We start from the raw sequence: 19,307 nt of genomic DNA on the forward strand, positions 1-19,307 counted from the left end.
GCCGTCGCTGTCGGTCGAGCTGTCGGTGAACGCCACGGTCAGGCCGCTGGCCGACGAGCTGAAGTTGGCCACCGGCGCGGCGTTGCCGCCCGGCGCGCCGCGGAACGCGGCCATCGTCGCCTTGGTCTGCACCAGCACGCGCTGGTTGTGGTTGCGGTCGGTGGTGCCCATCGCCGCGCCGTTGTAGGTCACGTCCGGGTTCGACCAGTAATTCAGGCGCGGGCAACCGCCGCTGCAGTTGTAGGCCATGATCGTGCGCCACTTGCTGCCGGTGGCGGGCTCGTAGCGGTAGCCGTGGCCGTAGGCGTAGGGGGTGTTGGTCGGGTCGGCGGCCGGATCGTGGCGGGCCGACAGCAGGTGGCCGATCTCGTGGGCGAAGCTGTAGTAGCCAGTGGCGCAGTCGTAGTGGACGGTGGCGAAGGCGGTGTCGGCGGTCGAGCCGATCGAATGGGCCAGGCCGCAGTTGCCGCCGTCGTCGATGACCAGCACGTTGACGTCGGCGGCGTTGGCGTCGCGGCTGGCGTGGATGTCGTCCATGTAGCCGTCGTTGGGGTCGGCGAAGCGCTCTTCGTCGGTGAAGTGGCCGTCGCCTGCCGAGGTGTACTCGACGGTGCGGTAGTTGGCCAGTTCGAGCTGGATGCCGACGTTGGAGTTGGCGTAGCCCTGGTTGCTTTCGGCCACGGCCAGTTCGACCAGGGCCTGCATGTCGCCGCCGTAAGCGGTAACGGCCTGGTTGGTCGCGACGACCTGCACGCGGATGGTCGCGGTCGCGCCTGGGTCGACCGCGGCCGCGCCGATGCCGCCGGAGGCGCTGCGCGCGGCCGGCGCGGCGTCCATCGCGATCTGCGGCAGGTCCGAATCGAGGAAGCCGCGCGGGTGGTCCGGCGGCATGCGGCTTTCGTCGACCTCGACCACCGCGTGGTTGCCGTCGGCGAGCGGGCGGATCCGGTACAGCTGGCCGTCGATGCGCACGTTGCCGGTGACGCCGTTGCCGCGCCGAACCAGGGCGACCGAGTTGCGTTCGTCGTGGCGCACTTCGCGCGCGTCGCGCGCCGCGGCCTTGGCGGTCTCGCGCACGTGGCCCAGCCACACCGTGCTGCCGCGACCGGTGTCGCGGGCCTGGTCGAGCACCGCATTGACCCGGTGCGCGCCGAGCTGCAGTTCGATCTCGCGGGTCGCGACGCTGACCACGGCGGCGTTGGCGCGCTTGAGCTGCATCGCCGCGGTGGCCGGCGCGGCGGCCAGGCCCTGGGCGCGGGTCAGGCCGGCGCGCGGCGTCGGCGCGTCGCCGACGAACAAGGGCTGGGCGGCGAACGCCGGCGCGGCGGCCAGGGCGGCGGCCAGCGCGGTCAGGCGGACGGCGAGAACGGCGCGCGATGCGCGACGCGGAGAACGAGTGGACATCTGTGTAACCCCCGATGGATGAAGGCCGCGATGGCGGCCGAAGCGGCGAACGCCGGCGCGTCGGCGACGCTTGCTGCGAACGCGCGTCGTCGTGTCCGGGCGATGGCGGCGCGAGTTCGTCGTCTCGGCCGCGATACGACGCTAGCGGCTGCGCGAATCTCCAGGCAACGGCGTTCGCCGCGTTTGATGCGGCGCGTTCGTGACTGTGGTCATGCATCGGAAAACTGCTGCGGCAGGCGACGAACGCGCCATCCCGAACCGGTCCATTCCGAGCGATTGCGCGGAATTTTCCGCCGATTCCCTGCGTCGCCCAGACAACGAAAAACCCCGGCCGGAGCCGGGGTTTCTTGAGATCTCCAACCCGCGCGGTCGCGGGCTGCGGCGCGACTATTTGTCGCTCTTCTCGATCACTTCCGGATTGCGCACGTCGGGCCCCTGAATGGCCGGGCCGCGGATGATCGGATCCAGCGCGATGTGATTGTCGGGTTCGATGAACTGCACGTCCGGATCGGCCGCGAACGCCTGCATCAGCCGCCGCGCGCCCTCGGCGTCGAGCGCGGGCTCGACCGCGAACACATCGGCGTTGATGCCCATGCGATGTTTCCAGGTCAGCTTCAGCGCCTTGCCGGGCAGCGTGCCCGCAGTCCGGTTAAGCCGCGCCTGCACCAGGCCCTGCTGTTTCAGCGGAGCGCTGCTGTCGCGGTACTTGACGATGAACTGGCCGAACGGACCGGCGCCGACAGGCGCGCCGACCTGGGCCGGCGCGCGCTCGGCGGGTGCGGCGTCGGTGGGCGGAGGCGTTCCGGCGGCCATGCAGGCGCTTACCGCGAACGCACTGAACAAGGCCGTGGCCGCCAGCCACGGCGCGCGGGAGGAAATCGGCATACGGGCGTCTCCTGAGGCGAATGGGTCGGGCGATTCATGACAACGCACCAAGCGGGCGAACGGGGTCGGCGGCCGGAGGATGGCGATTCGGACCATCGACTCGATGGCGCCAACGATCTAAGAACCCTGCGCCCCAACCGCGGCTGAAGCGCCCGGGACCGCGGCCTGAGCTTAACCGAGCGCGCGGTCGATGCGGCGCAAAGACAAACCCCGGCCGAAGCCGGGGCTTGGGTCGCGCCGCCGTCCAGGCAGCGGCGCGGTTCGGGCGGTGCGGCTTAGAACGTGATGCTCCAGGTGTCGATGCGGCCGACGTCGCCGCCGGCGTTGTCGTTCACGCGCAGCTTCCAGGTGCCGTTCAGCGCTTCGGTCGACAGGTTCTTGGTGAAGGTGCCGATGACGTTGTCGGTCGAGGAGCCGGTACGGTTGTGGATGTTGTACAGCGAGCCGTCCGGCGCGACCAGGTCCACCTTCAGGTCGCCCTTGTAGGTGTGGTAGATCGTCACCGAGATGCTGGCGGTGCTCGGCGCGTTGCCGCTGCGGCCGGACACGGCGATCGAGCTCTCGACCGTGGCGTTGTCGCGGATGCTGACGTCGGTGCCGTTGGTGTAGGTCTGGGTGCCGCCGCCCGGGGTGCCGCCGCGCACCGCGTCGACCGCGGCCTTGGCGTTGACGATGCCCGAACCGCAACCGCCCGAGCAGGCGCCCGGCAGCGCGCGCGCGGTGCTCTTGAGGATGCTCTCGATCTCGGCCGGCGTCTTAGGCGTGGTCGCCGCCGACTGCATCAGCGCGACCACGCCGGCCACGTGCGGCGAGGCCATCGAGGTGCCGCTCATGTAGACGTACTGCTCGGCGCCCTGGGTGGTGGCGCCGCCGTTGTGGGTCGAGGCGATCTGGTCGCCCGGCGCCGAGACGTCGATGCCGGTGCCGTAGTTGGAGTAGCTGGCCTTGGCGCCGGTCTCGGTGGTCGCGGCGACCGCGATCACGTTGGCGCAGTTGGCCGGGGTCGAGGTCGAGACGTTGGCGCTTTCGTTGCCGGCGGCCACCACCACGGTGGTGCCGCGGCCGACCGCGCCGTTGATCGCGTTCTGATAGCTGCTCGGGCAAGCGCCGCCGCCGCCGAGGCTGAGGTTGATGACCTCGGCCGGGTTGGCGTTGGCCGGCACGCCGGACACGGTGCCGCCGGAGGCCCACACGATCGCGTCGGAGATGTCGGAGTCGTAGCCGCCGCAGCGGCCGAGCACGCGCACCGGAACGACCTTGGCGTTGAACGCGGTGCCGGCCACGCCCTTGGCGTTGTTGGTCACCGCGGCGACGGTGCCGGCGACGTGGGTACCGTGCCAGCTGGAATCGCTGGCGCCGACGTCGTAGCCCGGCTGGTCGCACTCGGTCTCGTTGTTCCAGTCGCCTTCGTCGTTCGGGTTGGAGTCGCGGCCGTTGCCGTCGCGCGAGACGAAGGTGTCGGTGATGAAGTCGTAGCCCGGCAGGATGTTGGCGTTCAGATCGCTGTGCGGGGTGATGCCGGTGTCGAGCACCGCGACCACCGCGCCGGTGCCGGTGGCGACGTCCCAGGCTTGGTCGGCGCGGAGGCCGCCGTTGGCGCCGTTGAAGCCGTACTGGACGCCGTAGTGGGTGTCGTTCGGGGTCAGCAGGCGGTGCCGGCGCACGTCGACTTCGACGAAGTCCACGTTCGGGTCGGCGGCGATCTGGCGCATCAGCGATTCGGCTTCGGCGCGGTCCAGGGCGCGGTCGGCGCGGACCACGTCGGCGCCGATCGCGGTGCGGCGCAGGTGCTTGAGGCCCAGCGCGGCGCCCTTGGCCTTGGCGCCGGAGGCGCTGGCGGCGGTGCTCAGCGCGCGCTGCACGTTGGCGGTGCTTTGGCGCTCGACGCTGCCGTCGCGGTACTTGACGATGAAACGGTCGAACTTGGCGGCGGTCTGCAGGCCGCTGAGGTTGACGCGCTCGGCAGCGAAGGCCGAGCCGGCGGCGGTCGACGCCAGCACCAGGGCGGTGGCGGCGGCGAGGACATGGATGCGGTTGGAACGGACGGACATCTGAGGAAACCCCCGAACAGGAAAGCCGCGATCGCGGCGGATGACGTCCGGTGAGCCGGCGGCGGCGACGAGGAGCCGCGGCGCCCGGACTGATCGCGGACGCGCCCCTCATCGGCCGTTGCCGATGCGCATCCACGATTCACGCTAACGATTGCAGCGGCGGGTCGACAAGATGGCGGCGGCGCGATTTCGCCTGTTCAAGAGTGAGGTCAATCACGCATTCGGAATGTGCCCGTCACAACGCAAATGACTCTAATCCCCCTACCTTGCCGGATAAAATGCGGCATACGTCGAATATCTCGGCGTCGTTCGCAACATGATCTGCGAACCCGACCGGGCGCGCTGCGGAAGCCTCAGGCGTCCGACAAGTCGCAAGTCCCGGCGCCTTTCGATAGTCGATATATATCGAAACCGACCGAGGTCGCCGGCCCGCCGCGCATCGGCGCCGCCAATGCGAACCCCGGCCGCAGCCGGGGCTCGCGGGCGACGCATGCGGCCGTCCCTGGCCGCGCAGCGATCAGAAGGTGACGCTCCAGGTGTCGATGCGGCCGGTGTCCTGCGCCGCGTTGTCGTTGACCCGCAGCTTCCAGGTGCCGTTGAGCGGCTCGCTCGACAGGTTCACGGTGTAGGTGCCGATGACGTTGTCGGTGGAGGAACCGGTGCGGTTGTGCAGGTTGTAGATCGAACCGTCCGGAGCGACCAGGTCCACCTTCAGGTCGCCCTTGTAGGTGTGGTAGATGGTCACCGACACCGAGGCGTTGCTCGGCGCGTTGCCGGTCCGGCCGGACACCGCGATCGGGCTGTCGACGGTGGCGTTGTCGTTGATCGTGTAGTCGGTGCCGTTGGTGTAGGTCTGCGCGCCCGGGGTACCGCCGCCGCCGAGCGAATCCAGCGCCGCCTTGGCGTTGACGATGCCCACGCCGATCGGCTGGTCCGGGGTCTGCGGGAACGGCCGCGCGGTGTTCTTGAGGATGGTCTCGATCTGCGCCGGAGTCTTCGGCGTGGCCGAGGCGGCCTGCAGCAGCGCGACCACGCCGGCGACGTGCGGCGTCGCCATCGAGGTGCCGCCGTAGGAGGCGTAGCTTTCCGCGCCCGGGGTGGTGCTGCCGGCGTTGAGCGTGGACAGGATGTTCGAGCCCGGAGCGGCGATGTCGACCACGCTGCCGTAGTTCGACTTCTGCGTGCTGCTCCACACCGAGCGCGCGCCGGCGCTGTCGACCGCGCCGACGGTGATCACGCTGTTGCAGTTGGCCGGACGCGAGTTGGAGGCGTTGCCGTTGTTGTTGCCGGCGGCGACGACCACGGTGGTGCCGCGCGAGACGGCGCCGTCGATCGCGGCCTGGTAGGTCGAACCGCAGGTGCCGCTGCCGCCCAGGCTCATGTTGATCACTTCGGCCGGGTTGGCGTTGGCCGGCACGCCGGACACGCTGCCGCCGGAGGCCCAGGTGATGGCGTCGGCGATGTCGGCCAGCGAGCCGCCGCACTTGGCCAGCACGCGCACCGGCACGACCTTGGCGTTGTAGGCGGTGCCGGCCACGCCCTTGGCGTTGTTGGTCACCGCCGCGACGGTGCCGGCGACGTGGGTGCCGTGCCAGCTCGACGGGCTGTCGTAGGTGCGGCCGCATTCGCCGGCGTTGAACCAGTCGCCTTCGTCGGCCGGGTTGGAATCGCGGCCGTTGCCGTCGCGCGCGGCGGTAGCGTCGCTGACGAAGTCGTAGCCGGGCAGGATGTTGGCGTTGAGGTCGCTGTGGCTGGTGATGCCGGTATCGATCACCGCCACCACTACGCCGGTGCCGGTGCTGATGTCCCAGGCAGTGGTGGCGTTGATGCCGGCGTCGGCGTCGGTGTAGCCCCACTGCTCGCCGAAGCGGGTGTCGTTCGGGGTGCCCAGCGGATACATGCGCGCGTTCGGCTCGACGTACTCGACGTTCGGATCGGCGGCGATCTGGCGCATCAGGGCCTCGGCCTCGACGCGGTCGAGCTTGCGCCCGGCGCGGACCAGGTCCGAGCCCAGGGCGGTGCGGCGCAGGTGCTTCAGGCCGAGCGCCTTGCCCTTGCCGGCGAAGCCGGTCGCGGCCGTGCTCAGCGCGCTCTGCAGGCTCGCCGCGCTTTGGCGCTGGGCGCTGCCTTCGCGGTACTTGACGATGAACTCGTCCTGGGTCTCGTTGGCCAGGGCGGCCAGGTTGATGCGTTCGGCGGCGAACGCCGAGCCGGCGGCGGTGGAGCCGAGCACCAGGGCGGTGGCGGCGGCCAAGGCGTGAATGCGGTTGCTACGACGGGTACGAACGGACATCTGAACTAACCCCCGAAACAGGAAAGCCGCGGTCGCGGCGAATGTCGTCCGGTGCGTCGGCGGCCCCTGCGGTACGCGGCGCCCGGACTGGTCGTGAACGCCCTAGCGGCCGGGGCCGATACGCGTCCTCGATTCACGCTAACGATTGCGCGGCGATGTCAGCAAGACGTCGTGCCGGCGACTTTGCCCGTTCAAAGGTGAAACCAATCACGCATTGAGAAGTGTCTTTACGTGTCCTGCGCTCAACGCAAATGACCAAAAACCCCCTACCCCGGCCGAAATATGCGATGAATTTCATGAATTCATGCGGAGTTCGCCGGTCCGTCGGCGCCCGCGCTCCGGTCGCCCGTACTCGTCGCAGCGATACCGTATCGACGCGGATGGCGAGCTTGCTCCATAGCTTTCGTTTATCGGCAACGGGCGCGCACCGGACAGCGAACCCCGGCCGCGGCCGGGGTTCGCGGAACGAAGGGCGCGGCCGCTCTTCCGGCCGCGCCGCGCGGTCAGAACTTGATGCTCCAGCTGTCGATCCGGCCGGTGTCGTTGTCCCAGTTGTCGTTGACCCGTAGCTTCCAGGTGCCGTTCAAAGCCTCGGTCGACAGATCGCGGGTGTAGGTGGCGATGACGTTGTCGCTGGCGTCGTTGCTGTTGTAGTTGAGCAGGTTGTAGACCGAGCCGTCGGGCGCGACCAGGTCGACCTTCAGATCGCCGCGGTAGGTGTGGTAGATCGTCACCGACACCGAAGCGTTGCTCGGCGCGTTGCCGGTCCGGCCGGACACCGCGATCGGGCTTTCGGCGGTGGCGTTGTCGTTGATCGCGTAGTCGGTGCCGTTGGTATAGGTCTGCGCGCCCGGGGTGGTGCCGCCGCCGAGCGCGTCCAGCGCCGCCTTGGCGTTGACGATGCCGGCGCCGATCGGCTGGTCGGGCGTCTGCGGGAACGCGCGCACGCTGTTCTTCAACAGCGTTTCGATTTCCGCCGGCGTCTTCGGAGTGGCCGCCTTGGCCTGCAGCAGCGCGACCACGCCGGCGACGTGCGGCGTCGCCATCGAAGTGCCGCCGTAGGAGGCGTAGCTTTCGGTGCTCGGCGTGGTGCTGCCGCTGTTGAGCGTGGACAGGATGTTCGAACCCGGCGCGGCGACGTCGACGACGCTTCCGTAGTTGGACTTCTGGCTGCTGCTCCACACCGAACGCGCGCCGGCGCTGTCGACCGCACCGACCGTGATCACGTTGCTGCAGCTGGCCGGCTGGCTGTTGGCGGCGTTGCCGTTGTTGTTGCCGGCGGCGACGACCACGGTGGTGCCGCGCGACACCGCGCCGTTGATCGCGCTCTGATAGGTCGAGCTGCAGCTGCCGCCGCCGCCCAGGCTCATGTTGATGACCTCGGCCGGATTGGCGTTGGCCGGCACGCCGGAGACGGTGCCGCCGGACGCCCAAGTGATCGCGTCGGCGATGTCGGCCAGGGTGCCGCCGCACTTGGCCAGCACGCGCACCGGCACGATCTTGGCGTTGTAGGCGGTGCCGGCCACGCCCTTGGCGTTGTTGGTCACCGCCGCGACGGTGCCGGCGACGTGGGTGCCGTGCCAGCTCGACGGGCTGTTGTAGTTGCGGCCGCACTCGCCGGCGTTGAACCAGTCGCCCTGGTCGGCCGGGTTGGAGTCGCGGCCGTTGCCGTCGCGCGCGGCGGTGGCGTCGCTGACGAAGTCGTAGCCGGGCAGCACGTTGCCGTCGAGGTCGCTATGGCTGGTGATGCCGGTATCCAGCACCGCCACGACCACGCCGGTGCCGGTGCTGATGTCCCAGGCGGCGGGCGCGTTGATGCCCGCGTCGGCGTCGCTATAGCCCCACTGCTCGCCGTAGCGGGTGTCGTTCGGCGTCGCCAGCGGGTACATGCGCGCGTTCGGCTCGACGTACTCGACGTTCGGATCGGCGGCGATCTGGCGCATCAGCGCCGCGGCTTCGGCGCGGTCGAGCTTGCGCCCGGCGCGGATCAGTTCCGAACCGGTGGCGATGCGGCGCAGATGCTTGAGGCCGAGCGCCTTGCCGTTGGCGGAGAATCCGGCCGACGCGGCGCTCAGCGAACGCTCCAGGCCGGCCGCGCTCGCGCGTTGCGCGCTGCCGTCGCGGTATTTGACGATGAACTCGTCCTGCACGTCCTCGCTTGCCGCGGACAGCGGCGCGGGTTCGGCGGCGGACGCGGACCAGGCCGCGCAGGACAGCGCGGCGGCGGTGGCGATGACGAGCGCGCGCTTGCGCAAAACCTGCGAAGGCGCGGACGTGATGCGATTGGACATGATGGAAAACCCCCAAAGCGAATGCCGCCGATGCGGCGTAAGCGCGAAGGACTTTCGAACCGCGTGCGGTCCGCGACGAACTCGCGCCGTGCGTGCGGACTCGTCGGTCCGCGCGGCACACGCTACGAGCGCGCAGTCGGCGCTCACAAGGCACAAGAAAGGGGCTTATGCGGACATACCCGTGCGTCCGATCACGTATCGACACCATACGTAACGGCATTGCGACGCAACCGCGGCATGCGCCTTCGAAACTAATGTGCTTTGTTGTATCGACGCATGCGGTCGCGCCGTCGCTCGGACGGCGCGACGCGCGCGGCTTTCGCCGCGGCGCAATGGACTCGATCGGGCGCTGCGCGTTCGCGTCGTGCCGGACGACGCGGGCAGCTCAGAGCATGCCGGTTTCCAGGCGCGCGGCCTCGGACATCATGTTGCGATTCCACGGCGGGTCGAACACCAGCTCGACATCGGCTTCGGCGACGGTCGGAATCATTTCCAGCTTGCTGCGCACGTCGTCGACCAGGATGTCGCCCATGCCGCAGGCCGGCGCGGTCAGGGTCATGCGCACCTCGACCGTGCGCTGGCCGTCGTCGCGATGCTTCACCGCCGCCTCGTAGACCAGGCCCAGCTCGACCACGTTGATCGGGATCTCCGGGTCGAAGCAGGTGCGCAGCTGCTGCCACACCAGGCGCTCGACCGCTTCGTCGTCGGCGCCCTCGGGCAGTTCCAGCGGTTCCGGCGGTTCCTTGCCGATCGCATCGGCGTCGCGGCCGTGGATGCGGAACAGATTGCCTTCGACGAACACCGTGTAGCTGCCGCCCAGGGCCTGGGTGATATAGCCCACGCTGCCGGCCGGCAGGGTCACCTGCTCGCCTTGGGGCACCATGACGACGGCGCAATCGCGCTCGAAACGGACGGGTTCGCTGCTGCGGGAGTACATGCCGGAAAGATGGGGACGCCGTGCCGCAGCACAAGAAGGCCTATTCTACCGGCCCCGGCCGGCTATGCTGTAGGGCTTGCCCCGCCCACAGTGTTCCGCCGATGACCGTCGCCGTGCCGACCGAACCCCGCATCCCTCGCCAGAGCGAACGCCCGCAGCGCCGGACGACGCCGTTCTCGTGGCTGTTGCTGGTCCTGGGCACGGTCGGCTTCGCCGCGTTCTGGGTCCTGTTGGCGGTGGCCTGGGACCGCCAGTGCAGCTGGATGGCGGTGCTGGGCGCGCTGGATATCGCCTGGATGCTGCGCCTGGGCGCCTGGCGCCCCGGCCCGCGGCGCGCCGCCCTGGGCCTGGCGGCGAGCGCGCTGATCGTGCTGATCGCCAACTGGGGCATCGCCGCGACCCAGTACGGCGGCATGCTCGGCTTCGACGCCCTGGAGTCCGCCACCCGGCTCGGCCCGAACTTCGCCTGGACCCTGTTCCAGTTGGCCAACACCGGCACCGACCTGATCTGGCTGGGCCTGGCCGCGGTGGCGGCGGTGGTGGCGTCGCGCTGAGCCGGGCGACGCCGACGGCCGCCAACAACGCAAGACCGGAGCACCGCGGTCCCGGCTTGTGACCGCAGGAAATCCCTTTACGCCGCCCCTACCCCTGAAGCGACAGCAGCGCCCACCGTTGCCGTTGCCGTTGCGGCGAGGAGCTTGGCGCGGGACCGAACTCGCGAGCAGACCTGCAGCCCCGAAGGGCGGCCCGCGGGGAGGCGGGCCGTGCGCAGCCAGGCCAGGGACGGCCTGTGCGGAGCAGCCCGGCGCAAACCCCGTCCCATAGTGGCTCTTGATCCGAAACAGCCATGGCGTTTTCTTTGGGTTACCTTTGACCGAAGGAAATCCCGTGGGACTTTGTCGCCTTGGACAAAGAAAGTAACCCGGCCGCTCGCGGACGGAAGCTTTGGCTCTTAAGGCCCTGAGGCTTTCAAAGCCTTCGAAAAACAGACGGCGCGAGGCCGCAACAACGCAGTCGCGGCTTGTGATCGAAGGAAATCCCTGTGGGGCGCCGCTCCTACCCGCCGCGACGTTTTCGAGCTTCGATCCATGACGACGGCGGTGGGTCTTCTGCGCGTCCCTTGGTCGCGGCTTACGCCGCTCCTACAGGGGCGCAGGACAAAGACGCGGCGAAGTCGATGGCGGCACGGCTGCAGCGCTTCAATCGGGGAAATCCATCTCCGCCAGGCAGTTGGCGAACAAGCGCGCGGCCTCCTCGATCTCGGCCACCGACAAGGCGCCGTAGCCCAACAGCAGCCCCGCCCGATCCGGCGGCTCGAAGTAATACGGCGCGATCGAATACAGGCCCAGCCCGCGCCGCTGCGCCGCGGCGATGAACGCATCGCCCTGCGCCGCATCGCGGCCGCGCAGCCACACCAGCAAGTGCATGCCGGCATGCGAATCGTCGATGTCCAGGGCGTCGCCGCAGGAACGCCGCAAGGCCCCGAGCAAGGCGTCGCGGCGCTGCTTGAGGGTCTTGGCGGTGCGGCGCAGATGGCGCTCGAAACCGCCATCGGCGAGGAAATGCGCCAACGCCGCCTGCTCGATCGCCGGCGAGCCGAAATCGTCGACCCACTTGGCGCTGACGAAGTCGTCGCGCAGCCCCGGCGGGGCGACGATATAGCCCAGCCGCAGCGACGGAAACAGCACCTTGGAGAAGGTGCCGGTGTAGATCACCCGGCGGCTGTCGTCGAGCCCGCACAAGGCCGCGTGCGGCTGCGCGTCGTAGCGGAATTCGCCGTCGTAATCGTCCTCGAAGATCCAGCAATCGTGGCGGCAGGCGTAGTCGAGCAGCGCGCGCCGCCGCGCCAGCGACATCAGCGCGCCGGTCGGGAACTGGTGCGACGGGGTCACGCAGATCAGCCGCGGCGGACGCTCGGGCAGCAGGTCGGTGCACAGGCCCTCGCGATCGACCGGCACCGGCACCAGCCGCGCGCCGTGGATCTGCAAGGCCTCGCGCACGGCGAAGTACTGCGGTTCCTCGATCGCGACCTCGTCGCCTTCGTCGAGCAGCACGCGCGCGGTCAGGCTGACCGCCTGCTGGGTGCCGGTCACCACGATCACGTCCTCCGGCCGCGCCTGTACCCCGCGCCGCAACGACAGGTATTCGCACACCGCCGCGCGCAGCATCGGCAGGCCCTGCGCGGTGGGATAGTTCGGCGGGGTGTAGGCGGCGGCGTGCGACAGCGCGCGCGCCCAGGCCGAGGTCAGCAACGGGTTGGTGAACGGCACGCCGTACTGGAAGCTGTGCAACACCCCGGGCACGCCGCGGCCGGGCATCGCGGCGTGGTCGTGGTAGCGGCGCAGGCGGCGGGCGTAAGCGCTTTGCGGCGGAACCCTTTGCGGCGGCTCGCTGCGCGGCTGCACCGGCGCCCCCGGCATGACCACGTAGCTGCCCGAGCCGACCCGGGCCTGCATGAAGCCCTCGGCGCGCAGTTGTTCGTAGGCGGCCAGCACGGTGTTGCGCGACAGGTCCAGCTGCTGCGCCAGCAATCGGCTCGGCGGGTAGCGCAGCCCGGCCGGCAGGCGGCCGCCGAGGACCGCGTCCTTGAGCGAGCGGACCAATTGGCCGTGCAGGGGCCCGCGACCGTCCAGCGGCAGGTACATGTGCGCGGCTCCGATTGGCCCCTCGCGGGCCGTCCAGGCGTCCGATAGTGCCAAGCCATTGTTCCGCCGGCGAGACCGGCGCGGCGATTCGGTCCGGCCCTGCACAAACCGGGCCAGCCTGTCGCACCAGGCTTCGCGACCCAGGTGGCTGAATCGGCCCCGGTAACGGTAACGGCAATTGGCTCCTTCCAGTTCCGGTCGATTGGCCCTCCAGCCGCGGCGGCCGGCTGGCTAGCGTAGGAGCCATCGCCGGGTCACCGCTGCGCCACCAGGACGAGGGACGCATGAACCTGCACCACCACCGGATCCACTTCGCCGAACACCTGGACCTGACCGCCGCGCGGCCGGGCCTGCACCTGATCCGCGCCTCCGGCCGCGCGGTGCAACTGGAACTGCCGGCCGGCTGGCTGTCGCTGTGGCTGCCGCTGCGCGGCCCGCTGCGCCTGGAGACCGCCGACAGCAGCTGGGAGTTGGCGCCCGGGCATCTGCAGGTGTGGCGCGACGGCCGCCTGCGCAGCAGCGCGAGGGTGCCGTGCTGGTGGCTGTGCCTGTCCGGCCCGGAGGCCGCCTGGCGCCCGCATCTGCCGGCCCCGGCCGAGGGCGCGGCGCTGGAGCCGCTGCCCTGGGAAGGCGTCGCGCCGCGCGACGCCCAGCGCCTGCTGGTGCGGCTGGCGCGGCGACTGCAGCCGGACGGCGAACGCAACGCCGGCGCGCTGCTGCGCACCCTGTGCGCGCTGCTGCTGGAGCAACAGCGCGAACTGCTCGCGCGCCTGCCGCGCTGCAGCGGCCGCACCCAGCGCCGGCGCCAGCAGACCCTGCTGCGGCTGCTGCGGGTGCAGCACCTGATCCGGCGCCATCCCGAGCTGCGCCTGGACCTGGGCCGGCTGGCGCGCTGCGCCAGCTACTCGCCCTGCCACCTGATCCGGATCTACCGCGAAGTGTTCGACGAGACCCCGACCGAGTTCGCCTCGCGGCTGCGCTCGGACCGGGCCTGGCGGATGGTCCGCGACACCCGCATGCCGGTGTGCGAGATCACCGAGGCGCTGGGCTTCGAGAGCCAGAGCGCGTTCTGCCGCGCGTTCAAGAATTCCTTCGGCTTGACCGCGACCCAGGCGCGGCGGCTGGAGCGCGCTACGGCACGGGTGGCCTGAGCCGCATTGCCGAGATCATGGGCGCCGCCGTATCCGCTGCGCCGTCGTCGACGCAGCGCCGGCCTTCGTCCGTCCGCCGCCCTCTCACCGAGCCTCGCCATGACCGACGTCTCCCGTTCGCCCCGTTCCGCTCCGCCGTCGCGCCTGCTCTTGTGGACCCTGGCCGGCGGCCTGATCGCCGCCACGCTCGACATCGTCTACGCCATTTCGTACTGGGGCCTGAGCGCGGGCGTGCCCGCGCAGCGCGTGCTGCACAGCGTCGCCTCGGGCCTGCTCGGCCGCGAGGCCGCGCTCGCCGGCGGCGCGCCGACCGCCGCGCTGGGGCTGTTCCTGCACTGCTTCATCGCCCTGGCCATGGCCGCGGTCTACGCGGTGGCCGCGGTGCGCCTGCGCTGGATGCGCCAGCATCCATGGATCGCCTCGACCCTGTACGGCCTGTGGCTGTTCGTGGCGATGAATTTCATCGTCGTGCCGCTGTCGCGCGCCGGGGGCAAGGGCCTGCCGGACGACATGACCTGGATCGTGCTCAGCGTGCTGGTGCACGTGATCTGCGTGGCCTGGCCGATCGCCTGGGCGGTGGGAGTTGGAATGAAGACGAGGAAATAGCGTGGAGGAGTGAGGAGTGAGTGGAAGCCAAAGCCCGCGAACGCGCTTTCGCTCACTCCTCGCTTCTATGCGCTCGCTCCTGCCTCAATGCCCGCCGTCCAGCGCCTTCAACTCCGATACCAGGGCGCTGGCCATCTCGGCGCCGTCGCCGTACAGCATGCGGGTGTTGTCGGCGTAGAACAGGGCGTTTTCGATGCCGGCGAAACCGGTGCCCTTGCCGCGCTTGATGACGATGGTGTTGCGCGAATTGACCACGTCCAGGATCGGCATGCCGTAGATCGGCGAGGCCGGGTCGGTCTTGGCGACCGGGTTGACCACGTCGTTGGCGCCGATCACCAGCGACACGTCGGTAGTGGCGAACTCGGGGTTGATGTCGTCCATGTCGGCGATCAGGTCGTAAGGCACGCCGGCCTCGGCCAGCAGCACGTTCATATGCCCGGGCATGCGTCCGGCGACCGGGTGGATCGCGAACTTCACCTTGACCCCGCGCTCGATCAGCTTCTGGGTCAGCTCCCAGATCTTGTGCTGGGCCTGCGCCACCGCCAGGCCGTAGCCGGGCACGATCACCACCCGTTCGGCGAAGGCCATCATCGCGGCCACGTCGCCGGCCTCGATCGGCTTCTGGGTGCCGCTGATCTCCTGCGCCTGGCCGCCGCCGCCGAAGTTGGAGAACAGCACCCCGCTGATCGGCCGGTTCATCGCCTTGGCCATCAGCCGGGTCAGCAGCATGCCGGCCGCGCCGACCATGGTGCCGGCGATGATCAGGGCCTCGTTGCCGAGCACATAGCCTTCGAACGCCACCGCCAGGCCGGTGAAGGCGTTGTACAGCGAGATCACTACCGGCATGTCGGCGCCGCCGATCGGCAGGGTCATCAGCACGCCGAGGGCGAGCGCGACCACGAAGAAGGCGATGATGATCGGCACGTTGAGGGTCATGATCGCGGCCACGCCCAGCGCCACCATCGCCAGCGCGACCGCGGCGTTGAACACCTGCTGGCCGGGGAACACCACGCGCTTGTCGAGGCGGCCGTCGAGCTTGGCCCAGGCGATCACCGAGCCCGACAGCGAGACCGCGCCGATCGCCGCGCCGACCACCGCCAGCACCAGGGCCACGGTCGGGGTCTGCATGTCGATCACGCCGCGCTCGAGCTGCGCCTGCAACGGGTCGGCCGGCAGCCGTCCGGCCAGGCGCAGCAGTTCGACCGCGCCGATCGCCGCCGCCGAGCCGCCGCCCATGCCGTTGTACAGCGCGACCATCTGCGGCATGTCGGTGATCGCGACCTTTTTGCCCGAGACCCAGGCCAGGATCGTGCCGATGCCGAGCGCGAGCGCGATCAGCCCCAGGTTGTGCAGGCCGGGCAGGAAGAAGGTCGCGACGGTGGCGATGACCATGCCGGCGCCGGCCCAGCGGATGCCGCTGCGCGCGGTCACCGGCGAGGCCATGCGCTGCAGGCCCAGCAGGAACAAGGTGGCGGCGACGAGGTAGCTGGACTTGACCAGGATATCCAGCCCACTCATGCGCCACCCGCCTTCTTGCTCGACTTGAACATCTCCAGCATGCGCTCGGTCACCACATAGCCGCCGGCGGCGTTGCCGGCGCCGAGCAGCACGGCGATGAAGCCGATGGCTTTTTCCAGGGTGGTTTCGGCGTGGCCGAGGACGATGATCGCGCCGATCAGGACGATCCCGTGGATGAAGTTGGAACCCGACATCAGCGGGGTGTGCAGGATCACCGGCACCCGCGAGATGATCACGTGGCCGGCGATCGCGGCCAACATGAAGATATACAGCGCCACGAAACCGTCGTTCATCCGGACCTGTCCCCATGCGATGTCTTCCGCATCATAACCGGCCCTGAATGCAGCGCCAGCCTCGTCAACCGAACGGCGCTCGGCGCGTTTCCGGTTTCGTATGTGACGCCCATTGCGTCGCCCAGGATCCCGCGATGCCGACCCCACCCGCCGACCGCCGCGCCCGCCGTCCGCGCGCCTTCCGCTGAGGAGCCGCCCAGGTGCTGCAACCGCCAGGCGCCCGTATGCTGGAGCCCGTGAGCGTCGAAGCCGAGCCGCTGCCGGAGTCCGTCCCGCCCCCGTCGCACGGGCCCGAGGCCGACCCGCCCGGGACTGACCCGCATGGAGCCGCGTCCGCGCGCCCGCCGGCCAGCCTGGATGCGTTCCTGGCCGGGCTGGGCGCGCGCGCGTTCCGCTTCGCCGAGCTCGGCCTGCGCCACCGTGAGGACGCGCTGGACGCGGTCCAGGACGCGATGATGAAGATGCTCGGTTACCGCGACCGCCCGCCCGGCGAGTGGACCCCGTTGTTCTGGAGCATCCTGCGCAGCCGCATCGTCGACCTGCAGCGCCGGCGCACGTTCCGGCTGCGCTGGCTGGCCCCGGCGGTACGCGAGGACGACACCCCGCTGGACTGGGCCGACGACGGCCCCGACCCGCAGCGCACTCACGACGGCCGCGAAGCCTATGCGCGCCTGTCGCAGGCACTGGCCGCGCTGCCGCGGCGCCAGCGCGAGGCTTTCAGCCTGCGCGTGCTGGAAGAACTCGACGTCGCCACGACCGCGCGGGCGATGGGTTGCAGCGAAGGCGCGGTGAAGACCCATCTGTCGCGCGCGCGCGAAGCCTTGCAGCGGCAATTGGAGGAATGGCGATGAACCGCAGCACCCACACCGATACCACCGGCCCGGCGCCCGGCGCCGGCGACGAGCGCGACGCGCGTTTCGACGCGGCCATGCGCGCCCTGCACCGGCAGGCCCTGGAGCGGGTCGAACCGGCCACCCGCGCCCGCCTGCGCTCGATCCGCGGCGAGGCCGCGCGCGCGCCGGTACGGCGCGGCGGCCTGCTCGGCTGGGCCCTGGCCAGCGGCGGCGCGGCCGCGGTCGCCCTGGCCCTGGGCCTGCAGTTCGCCGCCGGCCCGGCGCCGCAGGCACCGGCCTCCGCCCCGACGCCGGCCGAGCTCCCGGCGGCCGGCTACGACGCCGACACCGCGGTCGCAGCGCTCGACGAAAATCCCGATCTTTATCTGTGGCTGGCGTCCAATGGCGACGTCCTGCCGAACCAGCCGGAGTAAACCGCCATGCCCCGCCTCGCCTTTCTTCGCCGCGCCGGTCTGGTCCTCGCCGGCATCGCCCTGCTCGCCGCCGCGCCGGCCTTCGCCGCCGACCCGCCGGCCGCGCCGCTGCCGGCCTGGGAGCAGCTGAGCCCGGCCCAGCGCGAGCAGCTGATCGCGCCGATGCGCGAACGCTGGAACAGCTCGCCGGAAGAGCGCCAGCGCATGCTCCAGCACGCCCGCCGCTGGCAGCAGATGAGCCCGGAGGAGCGCCGCAACGCGCGCCAGGGGTTGAAGCACTGGGAACACCTGAACCCGGATCAGCGCAAGCAGATGCGCGCGCTGTACGCCAAGATGCGGGTCCTCGACGAGGCCGGCCGGCGCGCGCTGATGGACCAGTGGCGCGGCATGAGCGAGGAGCAGCGCCGCGCCTGGGTCAAGGCCAACCCGCCGCCGTGGCGCCGCGACGGCGCACCGCGCGAGTGAGCGCCAACGGCCGCCGCGCGACGGAACGCCCTGGTAACGCGCCAGCTGAAAAAGCCGAGCCGCCCGTGGGCCCAGAGGCAAGATAATCCGGCGCATTCGGTCTGCGGCCGCAGCGCTCGCGCACACCGCGGCGGCGGTCGCGGCTCACGCCGCTCCTACAAAACGCCGGCCGCCACTCACGGCGACCGCCGGCTCCCTCGCCGACGCAAGCTTTGCCGTTCCCCCTTTGGAAAGGGGGCAGGGGAAATTTGCTCTTGCCCTGCCCTTGCCGCGCGGCGATGCCGCTTCGCGGCGAGAGGCGGCTCAGGCCGCCGCAGCGGCGGCCGAGGCCGGCGGCTGCGGCCACACGGTCTTGGCCAGCAACTCGTCGTTCCAGTCGTACTTCAGCGCGCCCTGGTCGACGAACAAGCTGACGAAGTTGAGCAGGTTGCGCGCATACATCTCGCTGGCGTGGACCGCACCGCTGCTGGCCAGGTTGAGCGGGCCGGCGATGGTCACCCCGTCGGCATCGACGGTCTCGCCGGGACGGGTGAGCTCGCAGTTGCCGCCGGTCTCGGCGGCCAGGTCGACCAGCACGCTGCCCGGCTTCATGCCGGCGATCATCGCCGCGGTAATGATCTTCGGCGCCGGCCGCCCGGGCACCGCCGCGGTGCAGACGATCACGTCGATGTTCTTCAGGTGTTCGCCCAGGCGGCGCTGCTGCTCGGCGCGCTCCTCGTCGGTGAGCTGGCGCGCATAGCCGCCCTCGCCCGCCGCGCTGACGCCGAGGTCGAGGAACTTGCCGCCCAGCGATTCGATCTGCTCGCGCGTCTCCGGACGCACGTCGAAGCCTTCGACCTGGGCGCCCAGGCGCTTGGCGGTCGCCACCGCCTGCAGCCCGGCGACGCCGGCGCCGACGATCAGCACCCTGGACGGGCGAATGGTGCCGGCGGCGGTGGTCAGCATCGGGAAGAAGCGCGGCGCCAGTTGGCCGGCGATCAGCACCGCCTTGTACCCGGCCATGCCGGCCTGCGAACTCAGCACGTCCATGGCCTGGGCGCGGGTGGTGCGCGGCAGGCGTTCGAGCGGGAAGGCCAGCAGCTTGCGCGCGACGATGGCCTCGCCGCGCGCGGCGTCGGCCTGCGGCGCGAGCAACCCGACCACCGCGGCGCCCTCGCGCAGCGCGGTCAGGCGGCCCGGGTCGGGCGCCTGCACGCACAAGATCACGTCGGCCTCGCCCAGCGCCGCGGACGCGTCGTCGGCCAGCTCCGCGCCGGCCTGGACATAGGCCTCGTCGGTGAAACTGGAAGCACGGCCTGCGCCGCGCTGGATCCGCACCCGCGCGCCGCGCGCGATCAGTTTCTTGCAGGTCTCCGGCGTCAGCGCCACGCGCTTCTCGCCGGTCGCGGTTTCGCTGGCAACGCCAATCGTGATGCCCGACATGCTTCGCTCCGTGCCCGGTTCGCCGCATCGTAGCGGATGCGGCCGGGCCCGCGCGATCCCGCCGGACGGACGGCGGCGC

Annotated in this window: 15 protein-coding genes and 1 pseudogene; 6 read left to right on the plus strand and 10 right to left on the minus strand. The window is 70.5% G+C overall.

Annotation, left to right across the window (positions count from 1 at the left end; translation table 11 throughout):
* Nucleotides 1-99: 99 nt before the first annotated feature.
* From AC3A57_RS21400 to sufT, 6 genes and pseudogenes are all read right to left on the minus strand, one after another.
* Nucleotides 100-1,404, minus strand: a pseudogene (locus AC3A57_RS21400) (M12 family metallo-peptidase); the annotation flags it as partial.
* A 387-nt stretch (nucleotides 1,405-1,791) separates the two neighbouring features.
* The gene (locus AC3A57_RS21405) at nucleotides 1,792-2,385 is read right to left on the minus strand and encodes a hypothetical protein (protein ID WP_487580747.1); all 594 of its coding nucleotides are present in this window, start codon (nucleotides 2,383-2,385) and stop codon (nucleotides 1,792-1,794) included.
* Nucleotides 2,386-2,564: 179 nt separating this feature from the next.
* Nucleotides 2,565-4,340, minus strand: a complete 1,776-nt coding sequence (locus tag AC3A57_RS21410) for a S8 family serine peptidase (protein WP_487580748.1) — start codon at nucleotides 4,338-4,340, stop codon at nucleotides 2,565-2,567.
* 517 nt (nucleotides 4,341-4,857) lie between these two features.
* Nucleotides 4,858-6,633, minus strand: a complete 1,776-nt coding sequence (locus AC3A57_RS21415; protein ID WP_487580749.1) for a S8 family peptidase — start codon at nucleotides 6,631-6,633, stop codon at nucleotides 4,858-4,860.
* A gap of 503 nt (nucleotides 6,634-7,136) precedes the next feature.
* Nucleotides 7,137-8,924, minus strand: coding sequence for a S8 family peptidase (locus tag AC3A57_RS21420; protein WP_487580750.1), 1,788 nt, complete (start codon nucleotides 8,922-8,924; stop codon nucleotides 7,137-7,139).
* A gap of 385 nt (nucleotides 8,925-9,309) precedes the next feature.
* On the minus strand, nucleotides 9,310-9,861 hold the full coding sequence (gene sufT / locus AC3A57_RS21425) for a putative Fe-S cluster assembly protein SufT (protein ID WP_064750028.1): 552 nt from the start codon (nucleotides 9,859-9,861) through the stop codon (nucleotides 9,310-9,312).
* Nucleotides 9,862-9,974: 113 nt separating this feature from the next.
* Here sufT and AC3A57_RS21430 point away from each other — a divergent pair, with 113 nt between their 5' ends.
* On the plus strand, nucleotides 9,975-10,415 hold the full coding sequence (locus AC3A57_RS21430; RefSeq protein WP_487580751.1) for a hypothetical protein: 441 nt from the start codon (nucleotides 9,975-9,977) through the stop codon (nucleotides 10,413-10,415).
* A 645-nt stretch (nucleotides 10,416-11,060) separates the two neighbouring features.
* Here the strand turns inward: AC3A57_RS21430 and pdxR are convergent.
* Nucleotides 11,061-12,506: a MocR-like pyridoxine biosynthesis transcription factor PdxR gene (gene pdxR / locus AC3A57_RS21435; RefSeq protein WP_487580752.1), complete on the minus strand. Its 1,446-nt coding sequence runs from the start codon at nucleotides 12,504-12,506 to the stop codon at nucleotides 11,061-11,063.
* Between the two features lie 284 nt (nucleotides 12,507-12,790).
* Here pdxR and AC3A57_RS21440 point away from each other — a divergent pair, with 284 nt between their 5' ends.
* Both AC3A57_RS21440 and AC3A57_RS21445 read left to right on the plus strand, forming a co-directional pair.
* On the plus strand, nucleotides 12,791-13,657 hold the full coding sequence (locus AC3A57_RS21440; RefSeq protein ID WP_487580753.1) for a helix-turn-helix domain-containing protein: 867 nt from the start codon (nucleotides 12,791-12,793) through the stop codon (nucleotides 13,655-13,657).
* A gap of 99 nt (nucleotides 13,658-13,756) precedes the next feature.
* Nucleotides 13,757-14,263 carry a hypothetical protein gene (locus tag AC3A57_RS21445; protein ID WP_487580754.1) on the plus strand — a complete coding sequence of 169 codons (507 nt, stop codon included), beginning with the start codon at nucleotides 13,757-13,759 and terminating at the stop codon, nucleotides 14,261-14,263.
* 84 nt (nucleotides 14,264-14,347) lie between these two features.
* On the opposite strand, the gene AC3A57_RS21450 is transcribed toward AC3A57_RS21445, so the two are convergent.
* Complete coding sequence (locus AC3A57_RS21450) at nucleotides 14,348-15,781, minus strand: NAD(P)(+) transhydrogenase (Re/Si-specific) subunit beta (RefSeq protein WP_487580755.1); 1,434 nt, start codon at nucleotides 15,779-15,781, stop codon at nucleotides 14,348-14,350.
* The gene (locus tag AC3A57_RS21455; protein ID WP_221671548.1) at nucleotides 15,778-16,074 is read right to left on the minus strand and encodes an NAD(P) transhydrogenase subunit alpha part 2; all 297 of its coding nucleotides are present in this window, start codon (nucleotides 16,072-16,074) and stop codon (nucleotides 15,778-15,780) included. Before AC3A57_RS21455 ends, AC3A57_RS21450 begins: the two co-directional genes overlap by 4 nt.
* Nucleotides 16,075-16,298: 224 nt before the next feature.
* On the opposite strand from AC3A57_RS21455, the gene AC3A57_RS21460 reads away from it, so the two are divergent.
* Genes AC3A57_RS21460 through AC3A57_RS21470 form a run of 3 tightly spaced genes read left to right on the plus strand, consistent with a single transcriptional unit; the run spans nucleotide 16,299 to nucleotide 17,806 of the window.
* Entirely contained in the window at nucleotides 16,299-16,925 is a 627-nt protein-coding gene (locus tag AC3A57_RS21460) for an RNA polymerase sigma factor (protein ID WP_487580756.1), read from the plus strand.
* Complete coding sequence (locus AC3A57_RS21465) at nucleotides 16,922-17,341, plus strand: hypothetical protein (protein WP_487580757.1); 420 nt, start codon at nucleotides 16,922-16,924, stop codon at nucleotides 17,339-17,341. Before AC3A57_RS21460 ends, AC3A57_RS21465 begins: the two co-directional genes overlap by 4 nt.
* 6 nt (nucleotides 17,342-17,347) lie before the next feature.
* Complete coding sequence (locus AC3A57_RS21470) at nucleotides 17,348-17,806, plus strand: DUF3106 domain-containing protein (protein ID WP_487580758.1); 459 nt, start codon at nucleotides 17,348-17,350, stop codon at nucleotides 17,804-17,806.
* A 303-nt stretch (nucleotides 17,807-18,109) separates the two neighbouring features.
* On the opposite strand, the gene AC3A57_RS21475 is transcribed toward AC3A57_RS21470, so the two are convergent.
* On the minus strand, nucleotides 18,110-19,228 hold the full coding sequence (locus AC3A57_RS21475; protein ID WP_487580759.1) for an NAD(P) transhydrogenase subunit alpha: 1,119 nt from the start codon (nucleotides 19,226-19,228) through the stop codon (nucleotides 18,110-18,112).
* Between the last annotated feature and the right edge of the window lie 79 nt (nucleotides 19,229-19,307).

It is taken from the genome of Lysobacter sp. Soil_C_15 (genome assembly GCF_057657315.1).

Bases quoted from the DNA above. Each gene is read 5' to 3' on its own strand.
- AC3A57_RS21405 (WP_487580747.1), bottom strand. From the start codon at position 2,385: ATGGTCCGAATCGCCATCCTCCGGCCGCCGACCCCGTTCGCCCGCTTG.
- AC3A57_RS21410 (WP_487580748.1), bottom strand. From the start codon at position 4,340: ATGTCCGTCCGTTCCAACCGCATCCATGTCCTCGCCGCCGCCACCGCC.
- AC3A57_RS21415 (WP_487580749.1), bottom strand. From the start codon at position 6,633: ATGTCCGTTCGTACCCGTCGTAGCAACCGCATTCACGCCTTGGCCGCC.
- AC3A57_RS21420 (WP_487580750.1), bottom strand. From the start codon at position 8,924: ATGTCCAATCGCATCACGTCCGCGCCTTCGCAGGTTTTGCGCAAGCGC.
- sufT (WP_064750028.1), bottom strand. From the start codon at position 9,861: ATGTACTCCCGCAGCAGCGAACCCGTCCGTTTCGAGCGCGATTGCGCC.
- pdxR (WP_487580752.1), bottom strand. From the start codon at position 12,506: ATGTACCTGCCGCTGGACGGTCGCGGGCCCCTGCACGGCCAATTGGTC.
- AC3A57_RS21440 (WP_487580753.1), top strand. From the start codon at position 12,791: ATGAACCTGCACCACCACCGGATCCACTTCGCCGAACACCTGGACCTG.
- AC3A57_RS21445 (WP_487580754.1), top strand. From the start codon at position 13,757: ATGACCGACGTCTCCCGTTCGCCCCGTTCCGCTCCGCCGTCGCGCCTG.
- AC3A57_RS21450 (WP_487580755.1), bottom strand. From the start codon at position 15,781: ATGAGTGGGCTGGATATCCTGGTCAAGTCCAGCTACCTCGTCGCCGCC.
- AC3A57_RS21455 (WP_221671548.1), bottom strand. From the start codon at position 16,074: ATGAACGACGGTTTCGTGGCGCTGTATATCTTCATGTTGGCCGCGATC.
- AC3A57_RS21460 (WP_487580756.1), top strand. From the start codon at position 16,299: ATGCTGGAGCCCGTGAGCGTCGAAGCCGAGCCGCTGCCGGAGTCCGTC.
- AC3A57_RS21465 (WP_487580757.1), top strand. From the start codon at position 16,922: ATGAACCGCAGCACCCACACCGATACCACCGGCCCGGCGCCCGGCGCC.
- AC3A57_RS21470 (WP_487580758.1), top strand. From the start codon at position 17,348: ATGCCCCGCCTCGCCTTTCTTCGCCGCGCCGGTCTGGTCCTCGCCGGC.
- AC3A57_RS21475 (WP_487580759.1), bottom strand. From the start codon at position 19,228: ATGTCGGGCATCACGATTGGCGTTGCCAGCGAAACCGCGACCGGCGAG.